18 protein-coding genes are annotated in these 21,373 nt (G+C 51.3%); 9 read left to right on the plus strand and 9 right to left on the minus strand.

The features are described 5' to 3' along the window. The gene (locus GS398_RS13515; protein WP_160907333.1) at positions 1–366 is read left to right on the plus strand and encodes a BlaI/MecI/CopY family transcriptional regulator; all 366 of its coding nucleotides are present in this window, start codon (positions 1–3) and stop codon (positions 364–366) included. Positions 367–368: 2 nt separating this feature from the next. After that, complete coding sequence (locus GS398_RS13520) at positions 369–2,108, plus strand: M56 family metallopeptidase (protein ID WP_160907334.1); 1,740 nt, start codon at positions 369–371, stop codon at positions 2,106–2,108. A 79-nt stretch (positions 2,109–2,187) separates the two neighbouring features. Here the strand turns inward: GS398_RS13520 and queG are convergent, their stop codons facing one another. Continuing rightward, on the minus strand, positions 2,188–3,132 hold the full coding sequence (queG, locus tag GS398_RS13525; RefSeq protein WP_160907335.1) for a tRNA epoxyqueuosine(34) reductase QueG: 945 nt from the start codon (positions 3,130–3,132) through the stop codon (positions 2,188–2,190). 67 nt (positions 3,133–3,199) lie between these two features. On the opposite strand from queG, the gene GS398_RS13530 reads away from it, so the two are divergent. From GS398_RS13530 to GS398_RS13540, 3 genes are all read left to right on the plus strand, one after another. Further along, the gene (locus GS398_RS13530) at positions 3,200–5,038 is read left to right on the plus strand and encodes an outer membrane protein assembly factor BamB family protein (protein WP_160907336.1); all 1,839 of its coding nucleotides are present in this window, start codon (positions 3,200–3,202) and stop codon (positions 5,036–5,038) included. A gap of 31 nt (positions 5,039–5,069) precedes the next feature. Next, complete coding sequence (locus tag GS398_RS13535) at positions 5,070–5,456, plus strand: response regulator (protein WP_160907337.1); 387 nt, start codon at positions 5,070–5,072, stop codon at positions 5,454–5,456. A gap of 219 nt (positions 5,457–5,675) precedes the next feature. Continuing rightward, positions 5,676–7,025 (plus strand): DUF6089 family protein, encoded by a 1,350-nt coding sequence (locus GS398_RS13540; protein ID WP_160907338.1) that lies wholly within the window; start codon positions 5,676–5,678, stop codon positions 7,023–7,025. 111 nt (positions 7,026–7,136) lie between these two features. Here GS398_RS13540 and ruvB read toward each other — a convergent pair whose 3' ends face one another. From ruvB to GS398_RS13570, 6 genes are all read right to left on the minus strand, one after another. Beyond that, positions 7,137–8,156 (minus strand): Holliday junction branch migration DNA helicase RuvB, encoded by a 1,020-nt coding sequence (gene ruvB / locus GS398_RS13545; protein ID WP_160907339.1) that lies wholly within the window; start codon positions 8,154–8,156, stop codon positions 7,137–7,139. 41 nt (positions 8,157–8,197) lie between these two features. Then, positions 8,198–8,986 (minus strand): polyprenol monophosphomannose synthase, encoded by a 789-nt coding sequence (locus GS398_RS13550; protein WP_160907340.1) that lies wholly within the window; start codon positions 8,984–8,986, stop codon positions 8,198–8,200. Next, positions 8,965–10,506 (minus strand): peptide MFS transporter, encoded by a 1,542-nt coding sequence (locus tag GS398_RS13555; protein ID WP_160907341.1) that lies wholly within the window; start codon positions 10,504–10,506, stop codon positions 8,965–8,967. The genes GS398_RS13550 and GS398_RS13555 overlap by 22 nt, the downstream gene beginning before the upstream one ends. A 12-nt stretch (positions 10,507–10,518) precedes the next feature. Beyond that, entirely contained in the window at positions 10,519–11,892 is a 1,374-nt protein-coding gene (locus GS398_RS13560) for a peptide MFS transporter (RefSeq protein ID WP_160907342.1), read from the minus strand. Between the two features lie 115 nt (positions 11,893–12,007). Further along, on the minus strand, positions 12,008–12,433 hold the full coding sequence (locus GS398_RS13565) for a hypothetical protein (protein ID WP_160907343.1): 426 nt from the start codon (positions 12,431–12,433) through the stop codon (positions 12,008–12,010). Between the two features lie 17 nt (positions 12,434–12,450). Then, entirely contained in the window at positions 12,451–13,137 is a 687-nt protein-coding gene (locus tag GS398_RS13570) for an ABC transporter ATP-binding protein (protein ID WP_160907344.1), read from the minus strand. Between the two features lie 160 nt (positions 13,138–13,297). Between GS398_RS13570 and sucC the strand changes: the two genes are divergently transcribed. Further along, positions 13,298–14,488, plus strand: coding sequence for an ADP-forming succinate--CoA ligase subunit beta (gene sucC, locus GS398_RS13575; protein WP_160907345.1), 1,191 nt, complete (start codon positions 13,298–13,300; stop codon positions 14,486–14,488). 110 nt (positions 14,489–14,598) lie between these two features. Here the strand turns inward: sucC and smc are convergent, their stop codons facing one another. Then, complete coding sequence (gene smc, locus GS398_RS13580) at positions 14,599–18,138, minus strand: chromosome segregation protein SMC (RefSeq protein ID WP_160907346.1); 3,540 nt, start codon at positions 18,136–18,138, stop codon at positions 14,599–14,601. 152 nt (positions 18,139–18,290) lie between these two features. Here smc and GS398_RS13585 point away from each other — a divergent pair, with 152 nt between their 5' ends. The 3 genes from GS398_RS13585 to GS398_RS13595 all read left to right on the plus strand — a co-directional run bounded on the left by GS398_RS13585 (position 18,291) and on the right by GS398_RS13595 (position 20,718). Continuing rightward, on the plus strand, positions 18,291–18,992 hold the full coding sequence (locus GS398_RS13585; RefSeq protein WP_160907347.1) for a CoA transferase subunit A: 702 nt from the start codon (positions 18,291–18,293) through the stop codon (positions 18,990–18,992). Positions 18,993–19,086: 94 nt separating this feature from the next. After that, entirely contained in the window at positions 19,087–19,740 is a 654-nt protein-coding gene (locus tag GS398_RS13590) for a 3-oxoacid CoA-transferase subunit B (RefSeq protein ID WP_160907348.1), read from the plus strand. A gap of 183 nt (positions 19,741–19,923) precedes the next feature. Continuing rightward, positions 19,924–20,718, plus strand: a complete 795-nt coding sequence (locus GS398_RS13595) for an FkbM family methyltransferase (RefSeq protein ID WP_160907349.1) — start codon at positions 19,924–19,926, stop codon at positions 20,716–20,718. An 81-nt stretch (positions 20,719–20,799) separates the two neighbouring features. On the opposite strand, the gene GS398_RS13600 is transcribed toward GS398_RS13595, so the two are convergent. After that, positions 20,800–21,249, minus strand: a complete 450-nt coding sequence (locus tag GS398_RS13600) for a c-type cytochrome (RefSeq protein WP_160907350.1) — start codon at positions 21,247–21,249, stop codon at positions 20,800–20,802. Between the last annotated feature and the right edge of the window lie 124 nt (positions 21,250–21,373).

The raw sequence follows: 21,373 nt of genomic DNA on the forward strand, positions 1-21,373 counted from the left end.
ATGGAAAAACTCACCCAGCAGGAAGAAGAAGCGATGCAAGCCATCTGGAAACTCAACGGCGGCTTCATCAAGGAGTTTCTCGACGCCATGCCAGATCCGCAGCCTCCGTACACTACATTGGCATCTACGGTGAAGAATCTCGCAAAGAAAGGCTTTCTCAGCAGCGAGAAAATGGCGAACTCCTTCCGCTATGCGCCTTCCATCAAGGCAGAGGAATACAAGAAGCGTTTTATGAACGGGTTTGTGGAAGATTATTTCAGGAGCTCATATAAAGACCTGGTCGCTTTCTTTGCAGAGGAGAAGAAGATCAGTGCAGGCGAGCTGAAAGATATTATCAGGCTGATCGAAAACCCGGAAAGGAGATAATTATGCCGGCACTGTTCATCTATTTACTGAAGGTAAACATCGTATTGGTACTGTTTTACCTGGCTTACCGGTTCATCCTCCGGCCGCTTACGTTCTATATGCTCAGCCGGATCTTCCTGGTAACGGGTATCCTGTTCTCTACTCTTTACCCGCTGGCGGACCTTTCCTGGTTTGTCCGCGAAAACAAAGCGCTTACGCCCCGCCTGATCGTATTTATTCCCGATTGGCAACGGCATTTGCCGGTGATCACATCGCCTGCGGCGGACGCTGCCCCGGTCATCAGCTATTGGTTTATACTCCAGGTGATCTTTTGGCTTGGGGTGGCGTTTATGACCGTCAGGCTGGTAATGCAGCTGGTATCGATGTACCGTGTTCACCTCGATTCGGAACCGGTGATGTGGAGACAGTTCCGCTTCCGCAAGGTAAACGACCCGGTAAGCCCGTTCTCCTTTCTCCGGACTATTTACCTGAATACGGACCAGCTGCAGGATTCGGAACTGGAGCAGGTGCTGGTGCACGAACGGGTACATGTGCGCGAATGGCATACGGCCGATGTGCTGCTGGCCGAGCTGAGCGTGATCTTCTACTGGTTTAACCCGGGCGTATGGCTCATGAAACGTGCCATCAGGGAAAACCTGGAATTTATTACAGATTACCGCGTGATCCGGAGCGGTACTGAACCGCGTACTTATCAGTATAGTTTGCTCCGGATCGGGACTATGCAGCAGGTATCGCCTTTAGCTAGTCATTTTAATCTACTAACCCTTAAAAAAAGAATCATCATGATGAACAAGAAAAGATCTTCGCCGGTACAGGCCGTAAAATACCTGGTGATGCTGCCGCTTGTGGTGGCGCTGGCACTTGTTTTTACCATCAGCAAAGCGCAGTTTGCCGGTAAGCTTACAAATCCCCATAAAGTGATGCGCAGCCTTGAACCAGTAAAGGCCGCAGAAAACCACGTAAGGAGCGTTACCAGTATACCTCGCGTAACAAAAACCGGTGCTGCCGTAGAAAAACCGGCAGGGCCGACCGATGCTGTCACCGTAATGAAATTGCCGGTTGAAGAAAATGCCGCTACACTGTCGGCAGATACCCTGATCCGTTACATGGTTGACGGCAAATGGGTAACCAGCGATGAGTTTAAGGTGATCGTCCCCGCTACGATAGCAACCGTACGGGTGATCGATACCAAAGACGCGCCGTTGGTGTTTGGTGATGACCCGGCACACGCGGGTCCAGTGTTTTTCGTGGTTACTAAAACAAATCCCAACCAGGAAGCAGTAGCGCGGTATCTCGAAAAGGCCCGGGCGAATGACCAGGAGGTAATATCAGTTAAAGGTTATGGTACCCGCTCACGAGGCCTTACCGAGCCAGTCCAGGGTGTGAATATTACCGGTCAGCAGGTCCGGGATCCCAACCACGAAGTAGTGGTAACAGGTTATGGGATCCGCAGCCGGGGTTCGGCCGGATCTCTCCGTACTAACACGGTGCCGGGGCAAGAGATATCTGCGGTATCCCGCAACCCGGGGGAGGGCGGTGCTGCACGCGTCCTTGAATCCAAGCGTGTTAGCGGCATGCGATATAACGGCCAGCTGGACGGCGCCAGTTTCGTGATCGATGGCGTGCCCGCTACGCAGGAGCAGGTACGCAATCTCGACGTTAATAAGATCCAAGCGGTAAACGTGCGGAAAGACACGGGAAAAGATGGTGGGAAGGTCTTTATCATCATCACCAGGAAATAGACTTTTTTTTGTTTCGTGCGCTAATCCCCGCAGGAGGTTCCTGCCTTAACCCCGGCTGTGCATCCGGGGTTTATGCGTTTCAGGATTCCGTTCCCGGGCCTAGGAACCGGATGTTGCGGGTAAGCCCGGCAAATTTGGTCCTTTTCACAGGGGAATGCCGGAAAACCCTGGCGAATACTTCCTCGGTGATCTCTTCCCATTCATGTTTTTTCATGTTCAGGAGGTCGGCAGGCGGTTCAAATGCCCGTTCTGTATGGAGTACCGAAAACCGGTTCCACGGGCATACGTCCTGGCACACATCGCAACCGAACATCCAGTTATCCATCTTGTCTTTAAACTCGCCAGGAATGGCATTTTTAAGCTCAATAGTAAGATAGGAAATACAACGGCTGCCGTCAACCACGTACGGTGCAACGATGGCCTCGGTAGGGCAGGCGTCGATACAGCGGGTACAGGTGCCGCAATGGTCTTTACCCGGGTCTATATCGGCATCGAGCGCCAGGTCGGTGATCAGCTCCGCGATAAAAAAGAAGGAGCCTGCTTTGGGGTTGATCAGGTTCGCATTTTTACCCACCCAGCCGATTCCCGACATTTTTGCCCACGCCTTGTCGAGCACCGGCGCAGAGTCTACGAAGGCGCGGCCATCTACCTCGCCGATGTGCCCGCGAATAAAATCCATCAACTGTGCCAGTTTTGACTTTATCACGTGGTGGTAATCATGCCCGTAAGCATATTTCGAGATCCTGGGAGCTTCCGGGTCCGCTTGCTTTTCGTCACTGTAATAATTCAGGGCCAGGGAGATCACCGATTTCGCGCCGTCCACCAGCAGGGTAGGGTCGAGGCGTTTATCGAAATGGTTTTCCATGTACTTCATTTCACCGTGCATGCCTTGTTTGAGCCAGTTTTCCAGTCGCGGCGCCTCTTTTTCAAGAAAACCGGCTTTAGATATGCCGCAAAACAGGAACCCGAGCCGGGCGGCTTCGGCCTTGATCATTTCGGTATGGCGGGACTGCAGGAGATTCATGCAGGTACAAATATAAGAAACTCTGTCTCCCTGTCGTTTCATGATAAAATCGCACCTTTAGGTTACCATGAGCTTACGCCTGCTATGTTTCGTTTTTGCGCTCGCCCTGTCCTGGCGGGTTTCTGCGCAGCCCTTCAAATTCGCGTTGGTGAGCGATACCCACATCGGCTCGGATAACGCCATCGAAGACCTGGAACGTACCGTCGCCGACCTGAATGCGCAGCCCGGCCTGGCGTTCGTGCTCTTTTCGGGCGACATTACTGAAATGGGCACTAACGAGGAGCTTAAAATAGCCCGCGGGCTGATCGGCAAACTGGCCATTCCCTGGTATATCGTTCCAGGGAACCACGATACCGGTTGGTCGGAGTCTGGCGGCGCAGGCTTTATCCGCGAGTTCGGGTATGACAAGTTCGTATTCGAGTACCAGGGATTCAAGTTCATCGGTTGCGCCTCGGGGCCCTATGTGCGGATGTCTGACGGGCATATCCCGCGCGATGCGGTGATCTGGATGGACAGTATCCTGGCCAAAACGCCGCGCAGCCAGCCACTCGTGTTTGTAAATCATTATCCGCTGGATAACGGCCTGGACAACTGGTACGAAATAACCGACCGGTTAAAGCGGTTTAACACACAGTTCGCTTTATGCGGGCATGGACACAGCAACAACGCACTTGATTTTGAGGGGATCCCAGGTGTCATGGGCCGCTCGAATCTCCGCGCTAAGGCGGCTTTCGGAGGCTATACCCTGGCTGAAGTACGTACAGATTCAGTGCTTTTTTTTGAACGTACGCCCGGGGTGAAAACCTCCGCGTCCTGGCGTACCGTAAAGGCCGGCGCCGCCGTTTTCGATACCACGAAGATCTATCCCAGGCCATCCTTCGCAATCAATACGAAAACGCCGGTCATCGCCCCGTTGTGGACCTGGCACTCAAACGCCAACGTGGTGTCTACACCGGCATACGGTAAGGGCAGGGTGATCTTCGGCAACGCCGGCGGACTGGTGGAAGCTATTTCGGCCGCGACGGGTAAACGCGTGTGGTCATTTAAAACCGGCGGCGGGATATTTTCTTCGCCGGCCATGGCGGGTAACAGGACCGTGGCAGGTTCCGCCGACGGCTATGTATATTGTTTTAATTCGTCGACGGGCGGGATGCTGTGGGCACAAAAAACAGGCTCGTCTGTGCTGGGATCGCCCCTGATCGACAAAAAGATAGTCTACATCGGCGGGAGCGATCATACCTTCCGGGCGCTCGACCTGGTTACCGGCAAGCCGCTTTGGGAATATAACCAGCTGGAAGGTCCCGTGGTAAGCACGCCGCTGTTATGGAAAAACGCCGTGATATTCGGCGCCTGGGATAAGTACCTGTATGCGCTCGATAAAAGAACGGGCGCCTTAATGTGGAAATGGTCTAACTGTTCGGCAAACCGGATGTACTCGCCCGCAATGTGTATTCCGCAGGCCGTGGGGAACGTGGTTTATATCGTGGCGCCCGATCGCTTTATCACTGCCATCGACTTCGTCACCGGCAAAACGCTGTGGCGAACCAAAGAAGGCGGGGTGAGAGAATCCATCGGCCTTTCGGCTGATAAGAAACTGGTATATGCCAAAACGATGAACGACGAGATCGTGGCTTACCAGGTAAGGGCAGACAGCGCCGTACTTGCCTGGAAACTGAACTGCGGGTTTGGTTACGAGCATGCACCTTCCATGCTTATCGAACGCAATGGCGCCGTTTATTTTGGCACCCGCAAAGGGGAGGTCTACAGCGCCGATCCTAAGAAGAGGAAGGTAAACTGGGTGTACAAGATCGACAATTCGATGGTGAACACCGTTAACGTTACGCCGAAAAATAGACTGCTGGCCGCCACCATGGATGGTCAGGTAATTTTCCTTCAAATCCGCTAAACAATCTGCTGCGGATGGAGTTAACCAAATAATGAAACGTGTATTGGTTTGTGATGATGATATCACCATTTCTGAGGTAGTTGCGCTGGTACTTGCGGATTCGGACTGGGAAGTATATACTTTGCACGATTGTAACAACATGATCGATAAGATCAGGGACACCAAGCCTTCCGTGATCTTTATGGACAACAAGATCCCCAATGATGGAGGCATCGTAGCTACACAAAGTATTAAGCGGCACCCCTCGTACCAGCAAATCCCGGTGATATATTTTACTTCGGATAATGACATCGATGAGCTGGCCAAAAAGGCCGGTGCAGACTATGTGCTTCAAAAGCCGTTTATGATCACCCAGCTGGAAGCAGTGGTGAACCTCGCCTTCAAGTCCTGGAAAGAAAACCGCCTTCCCGGGCAATAATGTTCACCCGAAAGTGTATGCAATTTGCTGCATAAGTTGTGTGAAATAACATCAATTTAAGTTTTCCTTTATTTGATTAACTGAGAAGAGCCGTATGTCACGGCTGCAATTCAAGCTGTTAACGTATTGCCGCACATATTGGCAGGATTTTTACATAGTTGCTGGCAGTTCTGGTATTCCGCCGCACGGCGATACCGGAGTTTATGAAAAAAGAACTATATGAAAACAAATTTTCTAAAGAAGACAGCAATGATCGGCGGATTGTTGCTATCCGTAAATCAATTATCAGCACAGGAAACATCATCCTCTTCTGACGGGCTTAAACCTTTTTCTCCTGTAAGCAGTTACCGGACATGGTCATTCGGGATCCATGGCGGCGCATTAAATCCCGAGCTCGTACTGGGCGGCTCGGATTTCCGGGGAATAAATACCAATATAGGCTACGGAGCGTATATTAAGAAGCAGGTACTTCACGGGTTCGGGTTCCGTGCCGACTTCCTGCGCGGCGCTTTCGAAGGCACCAACAGCAACAACGGTGCGTATTCAGGTTTCAAGACCGACCTCAACTGGTCGGGATCACTCAACGTAGACCTGACGCTCGCCAACGTGAACTTCCTGCATGGCAAAAGCGCCATCATGCCTTACGTAAGCGCGGGTGCAGGTTACATGTCGTACGATCCTACATTAACCACCAAAACCGGTACCACCATTAAATACGGCAACGTAAACAACTTTTTCATTCCCCTGGGCGCAGGCCTGAAATTTGGACTGGGTAAAGGCGTAAACCTCGACCTGGGTTACCAGGCTAATTTTATGGATGGCGACGACCTGGACGGCTTTAAGTCAGACGATATCGACAAATTCGGGTATGCCCACGCTGGTTTAGAGTTTGCTTTAGGTGCTAGTTCCAAACCCCAGCTTGCCAGGAGCAACCCGGTAAAGGTAATGTACGACGATTACGTAGCACAGAATCAATTGCTTAAAAACGACCTCGCCGCACAGAGAAGCGCTACGGAAGCTGCCCTTGCCGCTCAGAAAACAGCTATGCAGCAGCAGTTGGCCGAATTACAGGCACAGTTGAAAGCCGCTTTGGCCGATTCCGATGGCGACGGAGTGATCGACAAACTTGACAAATGTCCAAATACGCCTGCAGGTGTAAAAGTAGATGGTTCCGGATGCCCGCTGCCTGAAGCTAAAAACGTAACCACGATCATCACCGAAGAAGATCGCCGCGTAGTAAAAGAAGCCATCACCAACCTCGAGTTTGATTTCGGAAAAGCCACTATCCGCGCAAAATCATTCCCGAGCCTCGATCGTGTAGCTGCGCTGCTGGTTCAAAAGAACTTTAGCCTGAAGCTTGCAGGTCATACTGATAACGTAGGTAGCGATGCCGCCAACCTCAAACTGTCTAAAGACCGCGCAGAATCAGTAAAAGCATACCTGGTAAGCAAAGGCGCCAATTCATCACGCGTAGAAGCGGTAGGTTACGGCGAAAGTCAACCCATTGCTACCAACGCTACTGAAACCGGAAGACAGCAGAACAGGAGAGTAGAATTTACGCTGTATTAAAAGCTAAGCAAAAAAACAAAAAGGGAGAATCGTTGATAAAACGGTTCTCCCTTTTTGTTTCCTCCCCCCGCCATGCGGCCTCAGGCCGGAGGAGGACGAGACAGAATTCAGCTAAAACAGCGTTCCTCCCCCCGTCTTCAGCCTACCCAGATGCCTGTACGCGATCTCCGTACATTCCCTGCCTCTCGATGTCCGCATCAGGTAGCCCTCCTGGATCAGGAACGGTTCATACACTTCCTCGATAGTACCTTCATCTTCGCCTACCGCGGTAGCAATGGTTTTTAACCCCACCGGGCCGCCTTTAAATTTATCGATGATGGTGACCAGGATCTTATTGTCCATCTCGTCGAGGCCATGTTCATCGACATTCAGCGCATTGAGCGCGAATTTAGCAATACCGGTGTCGATGGTGCCGGTACCTTTAATCTGGGCGAAATCGCGGGTACGCCGTAACAGCGCATTGGCGATACGCGGAGTGCCACGGCTTCTGCGCGCTATTTCATAGGCGGCCTCATCGCTGATAGGCGTGCGAAGGATGGCCGATGAGCGGAGCACGATGGTGGTTAACAATTTGGCGTCATAGTACTCCAGGCGGGAATTGATCCCGAAACGTGCGCGTAGAGGAGCGGTTAGCAAGCCTGAACGTGTGGTGGCGCCGATCAGCGTAAAAGGGTTCAGCGATAATTGCACGGAACGGGCATTGGGACCTGTTTCGAGCATGATGTCGATCTTGAAATCTTCCATCGCCGAGTAAAGATATTCCTCCACCAGCGGGCTTAGCCGATGGATCTCGTCGATAAACAGTACGTCGCCCGCCTCCAGGTTAGTTAATAAGCCTGCAAGATCACCGGGTTTATCCAGCACAGGGCCGGAAGTGATCTTAATATTTACCCCCATTTCATTGGCGATGATATTAGACAGGGTCGTTTTCCCCAATCCCGGGGGGCCGTGAAGCAGTACATGGTCCAGCGCTTCTCCTCTAAGCTTTGCCGCCTGCACAAATATGCGAAGGTTCTCCAGGATCTTGAATTGCCCGGTAAAATCCTCGAAAACCTGGGGGCGCAGTACCTTTTCAATCTCACGCTCAGCGTTCGAAAGCCGCTCAGGCTGCGGATCGAGATGTTCGTTCATAGGGGGGCTAATATACGAAATGAGATGAAGGTTCTCCAGCTTCAAACCTGCTCGTACCTCCTGAACCAGCTCCATACTTTCATCTGGATCACGCCCAGGAAGGCTTCCCGGAAGATCCTTGTGCTCATCTTGGAGGTACCTTCGGTACGGTCGGTGAAGATGATGGGGACTTCTACTACCTTGAAGCCGTGCTTAATGGCGGTAAATTTCATTTCGATCTGGAAAGCGTAGCCTACAAATTTGATCTTGTCGAGGTTGATGGTTTCGAGCACGCGCCTGCGGTAGCATTTGAAGCCCGCCGTGGCATCGCGGATATCGATCCGCGTAACGATCCGCACATACATCGACGCGAAGTACGACATCAGCACCCGGTTCATCGGCCAGTTCACCACGTTCACACCTTTAATATAACGGGACCCGATCGCCACGTCAGCACCGTCTTTACAAGCATGGTACAACTTTAAAAGATCTTCCGGGTTATGCGAAAAATCGGCATCCATTTCGAAGACGTATTCATAAGGTCTCGCCAACGCCCACCGGAATCCGTGGATGTAAGCGGTCCCTAAGCCAGATTTTCCTTTGCGTTCTTCAATGTGCAGCCGGTCCGGGAACCCGGATTGAAGGCTTTTTACGATGAGGCCTGTGCCGTCCGGCGATCCGTCGTCTATCACCAATATATGAAAAGGATGGGGCAGGGAGAATACCTTACGAATGATGCGTTCGATATTTTCCTTTTCATTATAGGTCGGGATCAGAACAATACTGTCTGCTAGCACTTCAATGTTTTTTAAGAGAGCGAAGATAGGCTTTAATGGATTCCGTTCATCCATTTATTTAACTTCGGAACGAACAGCAACAGGATCAGCGCCGCAGCCCAAACCACGCCTACACCCCAAACCAGGTAGGTTGAAACCGATTGTGTGAGCATCTGCTGCGTAGTTAACGAAGCCGTACCGCCTTCCGAAGTAAGCGCCCCGATCACGCCCGCCATCTTATTGCCAAGGGCGATAGAAAGATACCAGGCGCCCATTACAAACGCTACGATCTTGCCGGGTGAAAGCTTGGTGATCATCGACAGCCCTACCGGGGACAAAGAAAGCTCCCCGGTGGTGTTAAACAGGTATAACAGCGCGACGAACGCGATGGGTATAAGCCCGCCCGGACTTGCGAAGAATTTCCCCCCGATCACGATCATTAAGAAACCCAGGCCAACCTGGAAAAGGCCGAGCACGAACTTCATGGGTGTGGAGGGTTCAGATTTTGCCTTGTTGAGTTTTAGCCAGATCCATGAAAATACCGGCGCGAACACCATAATATAGAACGGGTTGAAGCTTTGGAACAGCGAGGCCGGGATCTCGCTTCCGTTCACCACACGATCTACATTTCGTTCTGTAAATAGCGTAAGCGAGCCGCCCACTTGCTCGAAAAGCATCCAGAATACGGCGTGAAAGAAGAACAACACCACGATAACCGCAAGCCGCTGGCCTTGCACCTTATCTTCGGAAGTAAATGCCTCGTAAAGAAGATAACCGATGATAAGCGCGGCGGTTGCGACGAGCACGGTCGACATAACACTGCTCATGCTTAGCAGGAACATACTGAAGGGGATCATCAGCAACGTGGCGCCCGCGATAAAAAAGTTTGGATTTATGCCAAGGATCTTTTTTTCGGGCGCAGGCGGATTGCCCGTATCGCCAAAAACCTTAAAGCTTAAAATAAAAATAAGCACACCGATCGCCATACCTATGCCGGCCAGGCCGAAACCGTAATGCCAGTCGATCCGCTGTCCCACATAGCCGCAGGTGAGAGTGGAAAGAAACGCGCCGATATTTACCCCCATATAATAAATGGTGAATGCGCCGTCCTTTCGGGGATCGTTCTTTTCGTAAAAGGTGCCCAGGTAGCTGGCGAGATTAGGCTTAAAGTAGCCATTGCCTGCGATAATGAGCGAGAGCGACAAAAAGAAAAGGGACTCGCTTCCTTTTATGGCCAGGCAGAAATGTCCGAGCATCATAAGCACTCCACCAATGACTACCGATTTCTTATACCCAAAAAATTTATCAGCGATCATTCCGCCAAGCACCGGGAAAAGATAAGCCATAGCGGTATACGAACCATAGATGCCGAGCGCCCGTGTATCCGCCATCTTGTCGCCCAGGAAGAGGACGTTCACCATGTACAGCGTGAGCAGCGCACGCATTCCATAATAGCTGAACCGTTCCCACATCTCCGTAAAAAAAAGCAGGAACAACGCTTTCGGGTGCGTTTTACGGTTGGTGATAATTACAACAGGGATCCAGAGCGCCACGAAGGCCCAGCCCAGGATAAGGGTCCATTTTGCGACATCCATCAAACAGGGAGGCTAAACGGGTTTTATTTCGATCTGGTCAGTATTGGCCATGGGCGGCTGTTCTTTCAAGAGATCTTCGGCGCCATGAGAAAGTTTCTTTAATTGCTTCAGGAACAAGATCACCAGCCCGGCGAAAATGGTACAGAAGATAGTGATCCCGAAGAAGATCTCCTTTTCACCCTGCTTTTCGGACCAGATCCCCACCCAGCTGGCTAAGTAATTGCCTAAGCCGGTAGCGGCAAAATAGAGACCCATCATAATGGAAGCATATTTTGGCGGAGCCAGCTTGGTTACATATGAAAGTGCAACCGGGGAAGCGCAAAGCTCGCCGGTAGTGTGAAATAAGTAAGCCAACACCAGCCAATACATGGCAGAGGAGCCGTTCGCTGCATATTGCATAGAAGCTTGTCCCATGAAAATAAACCCGGCACCCATAATAAAGATCCCGAGCGCCATTTTTAAAATGGCCGACGATTCCCTGCCCTTCATTTTCCAGTTGTACCAGAAGGCGGCGATCGGAACTCCCAGCATCATAATGAAGAACGAGTTAACCGATTGAAACCAGGAAGCGGGTACCGTCCAGCCCAGCAACGAACGGTCTGTTTTTTCGGAAGCATACAGGTTCATCAGGCCGCCAGCCTGTTCAAACGCGCCCCAGAATACAATGATCATTAAAAATGCCAGCAGCATTACCATGATGCGGTCGCGGTCAATGGCAGTCAGCGGTTTATCCTGTTCCGCTTTTTCAGCGGCAGACAACGATTTGATAGATTCGCCGAATCCCGCCAGATATTGTTTGCTGAACCAGAAGGTGATCAGGCCGAGTACCATGCCGATGCCAGCCAATCCGAAGCCGTAATGCCAGCCATAGGTCTCGCCAAAATATCCCACTAACAAAGGCCCGAGGAACCCGCCTACGTTGATACCGATATAAAAAATACTGAATCCTTTATCGCGCCGTTCATCCCCCTTGGGATACAGGCTGCCTACCATCGAAGAGATGTTGGGTTTCAGGCAGCCTACACCGGCAATAATGAAAGCGATGCCCGTATAAAAAGCGGCCGGGGCTTGTATCGCCAACACCGAATGGCCGATCACTAACAGCACGCCTCCCAGAAAGACCGCTTTTTTCTGCCCTAACAATTTATCCGCAAGAATTCCCCCGGGAATGGATGATAAGTATACCAGGAATGTGTAGAGGCCATAGATCTGTTTGGCATCGCTATGCGATAAACCGAATCCCGGGTTCACTTCATCCGCTTTAGCCACCAGGAACAGGATCAGGATCGCCCTCATCCCATAATAGCTGAACCGTTCCCACATCTCTGTGAAGAAAAGCACATATAATGCAACGGGATGTCCGAATAACTCTTTTTGTTTGTTCATGTATTCTTAAGAAAATTTAATGCGATTATCAGCACAAAATAAGCGGAATAATTGAAAAACGGTTATCCCGGTAAATTTAATATGCTCTGGCGCGGTAAATGTAAGGGAGAATTTGTTAATCGGCGGTAAATACCGAATAATCGCCCGTTGAGGCATCTTGTACAAAAAGTCCGTTTTCCCTGATTTGAATATCGTTTCCGGGTACAGGTCCCGCTAAAAGCCGCATTTGTAAAATTTCTGTGGAGGGCACAAAAACATGTATGCCGAACTCCAGGAATAGCTGCTTCCCTTCCGCCAGCGGCGTCAGCTCATCGCGCCTTAGCGCATATACTTCCGTGATGCCGAGGTCCAGGCAAAGGTCCAGGAGATCGTGAATGAACGTATTGCTTTTCCCGCCGGGGATCCGGATGAATTTCCCGGCAGGAAAAGCCGGCAGGGGAAACCCCTCGTGGTCTCCGAAAATAACTTTTTCACGGGTTTGCAGCAACCGTTCAACCCTAAACGCTGCTGCACCAGTCCCCGAAGTCACCAGTATCGCCATTTATTCCTGATTACCCGTTATGCATTCTTTATTCCCCCCGTTGTTCCTCCCATCCCCGAAATAAGCCCGTCCTTCATCACGATCTTCCTGTCGGCCAGGTCTGCCAGGTCCTCGTTGTGTGTTACGATAATAAAGGTCTGGTTAAACTCGTTCCGCAGGTCTACAAATAAATTATGCAGGGATTGTGCGTTGTTTGAGTCGAGGTTCCCTGAAGGCTCATCGGCAAGCACCACCAGCGGATTGTTCACCAGGGCGCGCGCCACGGCGATGCGTTGTTGTTCCCCGCCGGATAATTCTGCCGGCTTATGATGGGCGCGGTGGTCCATGCCCAGCATTTTAAGCAGTTCCGTGGCCCGGATGGCGGCTTCTTTCTGACTTTTCCTGGCGATATACGCCGGGATGCAGACGTTTTCCAGGGCGGTAAACTCAGGCAGCAGGTGGTGAAACTGGAAAATAAACCCGATATGCTGGTTACGGAAAGCGCTTAATTGCCGCGCAGAGAGCTTCCCGGTATTTATCCCGTTAATGCTCACTGCGCCGGAGCCGGGCCGGTCAAGTGTGCCGATAATATGCAGCAGGGTGCTTTTACCGGCCCCGGAGGCACCCACGATGGTTACGATCTCGCCCTTCGCCACTTCGAGATCAACGCCTTTGAGGATTTCGAGCTTGCCGTAGGATTTGTGGATACCGGTTGCGGATAACATGGGGCGAAGATATTAACTTTTAACATAGTTAGCGGGGGAAGGTTTGAGGGTAGAGGTGCGGGATTGAAAGCATAACCAGTGCGCCAAACCTCAAACTTCCAACCTGCAACCTTTCGTATTTCAATCCAAAGTGGTAGTTTTACACACAAAATTCTAAGCGATGAACATTCACGAATACCAGGGTAAAGCTATTTTAAAGAGTTTCGGGGTCCGGATCCAGGAAGGGATCGTTGCGGATACACCGGAGCAGGCGGTTGAAGCGGCAAAAAAATTAAAGGAAGATTACGACTCGTCATGGGTGGTGATCAAGGCGCAGATCCATGCAGGCGGACGCGGAAAAGGCGGAGGCGTAAAACTGGCAAAGAACCTGGATGAAGTGAAGGAACGCGCTGAGCAGATCATCGGGATGCAGCTGATCACGCCGCAAACCGGTGCCGAAGGTAAAAAAGTAAATAAAGTGCTCGTGGCACAGGATGTTTACTACCCCGGTGAAAGCGAAACCAAAGAATTTTATATGAGCGTGCTGATGGACCGCGCGGCGGGGCGCAACATCGTGATGTATTCTACCGAAGGCGGTATGGACATTGAGGAAGTGGCTGAACATACACCACATCTCATCTTTAAAGAAGAAATTGATCCTAAAGTAGGGTTACAGGGATTCCAGGCACGCAAGATCGCGTTTAACCTCGGCCTTTCCGGCGATGCGTTCAAAGATATGACCAGGTTCGTAGCTGCGCTGTACAAAGCCTACGAAGCCACCGATTCTTCGATGTTCGAGATCAACCCGGTTCTTAAAACCTCCGATAACAAGATCCTGGCGGTAGACGCCAAGGTAAACCTGGACGATAACGGTTTGTTCCGTCACCCGGATTATGCCGCCTTACGCGATACTTCCGAGGAAGATCCGACCGAAGTAGAAGCCAGCTTGTCAAACCTGAACTACGTGAAGCTCGACGGTAACGTAGGCTGTATGGTGAACGGCGCCGGCCTGGCGATGGCTACCATGGACATCATCAAGATCGCCGGTGGCGAGCCTGCCAACTTCCTCGACGTAGGTGGTACAGCAAACGCGCAAACCGTTAAAGCGGCATTCAACATCATCCTCAAAGATCCGAACGTGAAAGCGATCCTGATCAATATATTCGGCGGTATCGTTCGTTGCGACCGTGTTGCCCAGGGGGTGATCGACGCTTACAATGAAATCGGAAATATTCCCGTTCCCATCATCGTTCGCCTGCAGGGCACCAATGCCGAAGAAGCGAAGAAACTGATCGACGAATCCGGCTTACAGGTGTATTCTGCAATCTTGCTGAAAGATGCGGCCGAACTGGTTAAGAAGGTATTGGCGTAATACGTTTTACGTCCGGCGTTCCTGCAAGGCGCCCTGATAAAAAAAGCGATTTGATCACCCGAATCGCTTTTTTTATGCAGTTACATTAGCAAGTTTCGCAGGAACGTAACTTATGCTACCTCCCTCATATCCACCGCCACTACCCTCGAAATTCCCTGTTCTACCATCGTTACCCCATAAATGATGTCCGTGCTCGCAATCGTGCGCTTATTATGTGATACGATAATAAATTGGGAACGGTCGGAGAACTTGCGGATAATGTTGTTGAACTTGTCGATGTTGGTATCGTCGAGCGGGGCATCCACCTCGTCAAAGATACAGAAGGGGGCAGGTTTGAGCAGGTAAAGCGAGAAGAGGAGTGCCGTAGCCGTTAACGTTTTTTCACCGCCCGAAAGCTGGTTGATAGATAAAGGGCGTTTGCCTTTTGGACGGGCCAAGATCTCGATGTCAGATTCCAGCGGGTTCCCGGCGTCGGAGAGCACGAGGTCGCAGCTGTCTTCTTCGTTAAACAGTGAACGGAATACGATGATGAAGTTATCGCGCACCTCGGTAAATGCCTGCATAAACTTTCCGCGGGCGGTATCGTCTATTTCTTTGATGGTTTGCAGCAGCGACGCCCTGGCATCGAGCAGGTCATTTTTCTGGGCGGTGATAAACGTGTACCGGTCGTTCATTTCGCGGTAAGCTTCCATGGCCATCGGGTTTACGGCGCCGAACTCGTTCAGCTGCCGCTTCATACGGTCTGTTTTCCCGACCAGGTCGTCCTCGTTCTCGTTTTCCGGAACGGGGCTGTCGATCAGGTCGTTTATGTCGATCCCGAACTCTACCGAAAGGCGTTCGCGAAGCGCATGTAATTCCAGCTTTAGCTGTAATTTCTTGTCCTTCAGCTCCGTGGCCAGCACGTCGGCCTGTTCTTTTTTGCGGCGTAACGCCGTAACCTTTTCCTCCGTTTCCGTGATGATGGCTCGTGAGGCATAATACGTTCGCTCTGCTTCGGTCACACCGTTTTCCAGTTCTTCCTTTTGCACGTACATGGCCAGTAAGTCTTCGTCAGAATCATCGGCGTCTTTCAAGATATCGATTATGCTTACCTGTGTTTTTTCGAGCTCCGCGGTATTCGTGGCTATGCGCGCGCCGTAAGTTTGCTGCTGTACTTCACGGTATTCCAGGTCCTTGCCGATCCCTGATACTTTATTCTGCTGCTGGTGGAACCGGATATTGTCCTGGTTGTAGTCGGTCGCTTTGGCCGATACCAGGTCGGCCAACTCCGCATAGTTCTCCTGCAGCACCTGTACGCCGGCAGCTTTTTCGCGGATCTTTTCCTTCAGTTCCGTTAGCTTCGGTTCAGAAACCGTGATCTCTTCCGTTACCGATGTGATCTTTCTTTCAATATCCTGCTGCCGGTTCTGGCTGTTCTGTATAAACGCGGCGTATTGTTCCTGCTTGGTTTGGACGGTAAGCAGCTCGTTGTTCAGCCGGTTCAGGTCTTGTTGTTCCTGCTGGATCTGCTGTTTCCTGGTGGAGCCCCGGAGCATTAGCACCCGTTCGGCGGCAATTTCGAGCGAGTTTTTCAGGTCGGTCACCGTGCGTTCATGCGTCCGGATCTCTTTAGCCAGGTTCTCCAGGTTTTTGGCACGGCCGATCCGCTTTCCTTCAAACAGCCCTACCGATCCGCCCGACATGGTTTGCCTGCTTTTGGAGAATTTCCCGGATTTACCGAGGACCGCCACCTGGTCCTGCGGGAGGGCGGTGAACAGGTCCTCCTCCCGGTCGTTTTCAAGCAGGAAGACGTGTTTTAGCAGCAGCTCGCAGAGCGGACGGTATTTCTGTTCTACATCGATCACCGACATCGCCGGGACAGTCCCTTGCGGCTCCGGGAACCCGTTTTGCGTGGGATTTACCTTTACAGCCTCAAGTATAAAGAAATTAGCACGGCCTCGTGCCGAGTCGCTTAACAGCCGGATAGCTTGAACGGCTTCCGTTTGTGTCTCTACCACGTAGTGGTTCATCACGGGCTCGAGAAAGTTCTCGATCGCAATGCGGTATTCTTCCCGGCAAAAAAGTACGTCCGAAAACAACGGCGCCTGTTTTGCCCAGCCGGTATGTTTTTTCAGGAAGCGGATCGATTCGGGGAACCCCTCCAGGTTATCCACCATCGACTTCGTGAGGTTATATTCGTTCTGCCTGGCGTCAAGCTTGCGGCTTTCTTTGCTGTGTTCTTCCTTCTGTTCGGCGATGAGGTCCTGGGTTTCGGTGATCTGCCGCTGCAGCTCTTCTTCGGCCTGTTTGCCGGCTTCCAGTTTTTCCACGCGGTCGCCGATGATCTCCTGCAGGCCGCTGATCGCTTTATTAAAATCGTTCAGCTCTGTTTCTTTCGATTCGGTATCCACCGTCGTTCTCCTGCTTTCCTGGTAGAGCGCGTCCTTCTGGATGTTCAGGACCGCGAGTTCTTTCTCAAGCTTATAGATGGCGTTTTGCAGCTCGTTATGCTCCCGCGTGCCCTGGTCGGTTTTGGCGCGTGCGGATTGTTGCTGCACGCGAAGCTCATCCAGCTCTGTTTTCGCCACCGCGAGTTTCGTTCCCATAGATTCGAGCAGCGCGCCCTCGCTGGCCGATTCTTCATTCAGCCGCTTTACCGAGTACAGCACGTGGTTCAGCTGGTTGCGGTCGGTAGTAAGCTCTTCTGTGAGGCGGTTCTCTTTTTCGCGCAGGAAGCGCAGCTGCTCGTTCTTGATCTTTTTCTCGCTTTCATAAGCCCTGATCTTCGAAACGAACTCGTTGGTGGCTTTCTGCTGTGCCGACAGGTTTTTTTCCAGCGTTAGGCTCTCCAGTTTCTGTTTTTGAAGAAGCGCATCCAGTTGATCGGTTGCTGTAAGCAGGGCGGTTTTATCGTCAGACTGCTGCTGTTCCTGCAGCTCCAGTGTTTCCAGCAGCGTGCGGAAACCCGTAATGCGGAAAGAGGCGAGCATGACGCTCAATTCCTTATATTGTTCCTTCACCCTGAGATAGCGTTCTGCGCGTTTAGCCTGGGCTTCCAGTGTCTTCAGGTTCTTCCCGATCTCGAATAGCAGGTCGTCTACGCGGCTCAGGTCAGCCTCGGTATCTTTCAGCTTGGTAAAGGTCTGTTTCTTCCGGAGCTTGTATTTCGAGATCCCGGAAGCTTCCTCGAACAGCATGCGCCGGGAATTTTCCTTGTTGGCGATGATCTCGTCGATCATCTTCAGCTCGATGATCGAGTAAGAGTCTGACCCGATCCCGGTATCCAGGAAAAGGTCGGTAATGTCTTTTAACCGGCATTGTACATCGTTGAGGCGGTACTCGCTTTCGCCGCTGCGGTAAAGCTTGCGGGTGATGGTTACCTGCGAAAACTCGGTAGGGAGTACATTTTTCGTGTTGTCGAACGAGAGCGAAACTTCGGCAAGGTTGGCCGGCTTACGATTTTTGGTGCCGTTGAAAATGATGTTCTCCATTTTCTCGGAACGCAGCATCCGGGTGCTCTGTTCCCCCAAAACCCAGCGGATGGAGTCGACCACGTTGGACTTGCCGCATCCATTTGGCCCGACAATGGCCGTTACGCCTTCGTTGAAGTTAATGGTGATCTTGTCCCCAAAGCTTTTAAAGCCCTTAATTTCCAGTTTTGTTAACTGCATACCCGCGTGTTGGTCCGATAGGTGTTTAGAGGGTTCAATGTCCGATTTTAAAGGTAAATCTGCAAACTAAATATCAATGGGCCCGTTAATTGTACGCGGAATATGGTTCGCCGGGAGAAACCTTTAATTTTGTCCCACCAATTATTTTAACTATGATTAACAAAGTAGTGGCCGGAGCCGAAGCAGCCATCCACGACATTCCCCACGGAGCCACGCTGATGTTGGGCGGCTTCGGTTTATGCGGGATCCCCGAGAACTGCATCACCGCCCTGGTAAATAAAGGCGTTAGCCAGCTGACCTGTATTTCTAATAACGCGGGTGTCGACGATTTCGGCATCGGCCTGATGCTTCATAAACACCAGGTAAAAAAAATGATCTCCTCGTATGTGGGCGAAAACGCCGAATTCGAGCGTCAGCTGCTAAGCGGCGAGCTGGAGGTGGAACTGGTCCCCCAGGGCACCCTGGCTACCCGCTGTATGGCCGCCGGATATGGCATGCCCGCCATCTTTACCCCGGCCGGTGTAGGTACCGAAGTAGCTGAAGGAAAGGAGATACGCGTGTTTAATGGAAAAGAATACCTGGTGGAGCACGCTTTCGAGGCCGATTTTGCATTAGTAAAAGCCTGGAAAGGCGATACCGCAGGCAACCTCGTTTATCGCCTCACCGCGCGTAACTTTAACCCCGTAATGGCTATGGCCGGCAAGATCACCATCGCCGAAGTGGAAGAGCTGGTGCCAGAAGGGGCGCTGGACCCCGATCATATACACACACCGGGCATCTACGTGCACCGGATCTTCCAGGGAGAAGGATATGAGAAGAGAATAGAGCAGAGAACGGTTAGGAATAGCTGGTAGCTGACAGCTTGTTCTGAATAGTCATGACCGCCCGCCTTAACCAGCCATAGCTCATCAATTATCGGCCAACCTCACAAGTTAAACATTACTCCACATGTTAGATAAACACGGTATCGCCCAACGCATCGCGAAAGAAATAAAGAACGGTTACTATGTGAATCTCGGTATCGGCATCCCCACGCTAGTGGCTAATTACATCCCCGAAGGGTTGGATGTGGTGCTGCAATCGGAGAATGGCCTGCTGGGCATGGGGCCCTTCCCCCTGGCGGGGGAGGAGGACGCAGACCTCATCAATGCCGGTAAACAAACGATCACCACGCTTCCCGGCTCGGCGGTATTCGATTCGGCGATGAGCTTTGGGATGATCCGCTCCCAAAAAGTAGACCTCACCATCCTTGGCGCCATGGAGGTTTCAGAGAACGGCGATATCGCGAACTGGAAGATCCCCGGTAAAATGGTAAAGGGCATGGGCGGAGCGATGGACCTGGTGGCCTCAGCCAAGAATATTATCGTGGCCATGCAGCACGTAAATAAGGCGGGAGAAAGTAAGCTGCTCACTTCGTGCTCGTTGCCGCTTACCGGCGTTAACTGTGTCCGCAAGATCGTTACGGAGCTGGCCGTGCTGGATGTACTTCCCCAAGGCGGGTTCCTCCTACTGGAACGGGCTCCCGGGGTAACAGTCGACGAAATAAAACGGGCTACCGCCGGAAAACTGGTGATAGCGGGCGATGTGCCTGAAATGCGTTAACGCCACAAAACGGGCAATCTGTTGCCTGAAATTCCCTTTTCATCCCCCGTTTTCGCGAAAGATCTTTCCCCGGAACGGTAAATCTGAAGGAGGCATGGTTTTTGTCCCGGTTGGGGCAAAATGCTATATAGCTGATTAAGATTTATACTTATAATTGCGAATTAACCCTCTCACTTTTGTTTTATGCTACGATCCTGGAAGCTCCAATGGCTCATTAACGAGTTTATTACCTTTCCCAATTACAAGAAACACTTTATCGAGTTAAACTCCTCCTGGAGGTATTGGTGGCTCCTGCTAACAAAGTTGGTGAATAAGGTAAACCCTGCGCCGGCGCTGCTCAGTTTAAAAAAAGGTGGTAAGTTTTATGTACACGATTTCATGACGCTGTACATTTACACAGAGATATTTGTAGACAAGTGTTACGAACTGGGCATGAAGCTCGAAGAGGACGGTACGATCATAGACGTCGGCGGCAATATCGGCCTCTTCACCCTGTGGATGAAACAGCAGTATCCCGATATGACCGTTTATTCGTTCGAACCGTTTAAACAGAACTATGATCAGCTGGTAAGCAACCTGCTGCTGAGTAAGGTGAAACATGTAAACCCGATCATGCGTGGTGTGGGCGGACATACCCGCATCGAGAAATTATACCTTAACCCCAAGAACCTCGGCGGACACAGCATCTACAAGCAGGATGATAACAATGAGTCGGTGGATATCGACATCGTTTCGCTCGACGAAGTACTCGCGGCGCTCGGCCCAAAAACCTGCTCGTTGCTCAAACTGGATTGCGAAGGCGCTGAATACGAGATAATTAAAAGCATGACAGCCGAAACGGCCAAAAAAATAAAACGCATCATCTTCGAGCCAAGCGAAAAACTGTATAACCCCGCCGAGCTGATCAGTCACCTCGTAAAAATTGGCTATACCATGAAAAGAAGTACGGATAACTATATCGCTGCGTACGAAGATTAAGAGAATACTTTCCTTATTTTGATTTTGCAGGAGCTTTGCGTTATACGTACGGCTCCTGTTCTGTTTACCGGCAGTTGATCACTATTTCGCCGCGCGGATCGTCTTTACTTCCAGCGGTGATACCGCCGGCGCCTTGTTCCCGAAATTGTTGCGTACATAGGTAAGTACATCCGCTATTTCGGTATCGCTAAGGTGTGCTACAGCGGGCATAGGGTTCGAGTACTGCTGTTCCTCGATCTCGATGCGCTCATTAAACCCTTTCAGCAGGATATTTACGAGCCGTGTTTTATCCCCCAGCACATATTCTGTTTTTATAAGCGGCGGGTTGAGGTTCATCACCCCTCCGCCGTCGGCCATGTGGCAGGGCAGGCAAACGCTGGTATAAACCACTTTCCCGCGAACGATCGACGCGGCCATTCCCCCGGTTTTTGCCGGAAGCGGCTTCTTCCGGGCAACAGGCTTTTTTACCTGCGCCTGTAAGCTAAATGAGAAGGCTGCAATGACGGCAGAAAGGGCAAGGATTTTCTTCATGAACGGTTTTTGGATACCGCAAAGGTAGGTAAAACTTAACAATCATTTTATTTCATGGTAATACGATGCGGGTACTTTCGGCGTTGCCGGAACCCCTCGCTGTGTTGCGGTATGCCTTTACCAA

Origin of the sequence: Hufsiella ginkgonis, from assembly GCF_009834915.1 — a bacterium.
GTDB classification, from domain to species: domain Bacteria; phylum Bacteroidota; class Bacteroidia; order Sphingobacteriales; family Sphingobacteriaceae; genus Hufsiella; species Hufsiella ginkgonis.

Coding starts and splice junctions, on each gene's coding strand:
- GS398_RS13515 (WP_160907333.1), top strand. CDS start 1: ATGGAAAAACTCACCCAGCAGGAAGAAGAAGCGATGCAAGCCATCTGG.
- GS398_RS13520 (WP_160907334.1), top strand. CDS start 369: ATGCCGGCACTGTTCATCTATTTACTGAAGGTAAACATCGTATTGGTA.
- queG (WP_160907335.1), bottom strand. CDS start 3,132: ATGAATCTCCTGCAGTCCCGCCATACCGAAATGATCAAGGCCGAAGCC.
- GS398_RS13530 (WP_160907336.1), top strand. CDS start 3,200: ATGAGCTTACGCCTGCTATGTTTCGTTTTTGCGCTCGCCCTGTCCTGG.
- GS398_RS13535 (WP_160907337.1), top strand. CDS start 5,070: ATGAAACGTGTATTGGTTTGTGATGATGATATCACCATTTCTGAGGTA.
- GS398_RS13540 (WP_160907338.1), top strand. CDS start 5,676: ATGAAAACAAATTTTCTAAAGAAGACAGCAATGATCGGCGGATTGTTG.
- ruvB (WP_160907339.1), bottom strand. CDS start 8,156: ATGAACGAACATCTCGATCCGCAGCCTGAGCGGCTTTCGAACGCTGAG.
- GS398_RS13550 (WP_160907340.1), bottom strand. CDS start 8,986: ATGGATGAACGGAATCCATTAAAGCCTATCTTCGCTCTCTTAAAAAAC.
- GS398_RS13555 (WP_160907341.1), bottom strand. CDS start 10,506: ATGGATGTCGCAAAATGGACCCTTATCCTGGGCTGGGCCTTCGTGGCG.
- GS398_RS13560 (WP_160907342.1), bottom strand. CDS start 11,892: ATGAACAAACAAAAAGAGTTATTCGGACATCCCGTTGCATTATATGTG.
- GS398_RS13565 (WP_160907343.1), bottom strand. CDS start 12,433: ATGGCGATACTGGTGACTTCGGGGACTGGTGCAGCAGCGTTTAGGGTT.
- GS398_RS13570 (WP_160907344.1), bottom strand. CDS start 13,137: ATGTTATCCGCAACCGGTATCCACAAATCCTACGGCAAGCTCGAAATC.
- sucC (WP_160907345.1), top strand. CDS start 13,298: ATGAACATTCACGAATACCAGGGTAAAGCTATTTTAAAGAGTTTCGGG.
- smc (WP_160907346.1), bottom strand. CDS start 18,138: ATGCAGTTAACAAAACTGGAAATTAAGGGCTTTAAAAGCTTTGGGGAC.
- GS398_RS13585 (WP_160907347.1), top strand. CDS start 18,291: ATGATTAACAAAGTAGTGGCCGGAGCCGAAGCAGCCATCCACGACATT.
- GS398_RS13590 (WP_160907348.1), top strand. CDS start 19,087: ATGTTAGATAAACACGGTATCGCCCAACGCATCGCGAAAGAAATAAAG.
- GS398_RS13595 (WP_160907349.1), top strand. CDS start 19,924: ATGCTACGATCCTGGAAGCTCCAATGGCTCATTAACGAGTTTATTACC.
- GS398_RS13600 (WP_160907350.1), bottom strand. CDS start 21,249: ATGAAGAAAATCCTTGCCCTTTCTGCCGTCATTGCAGCCTTCTCATTT.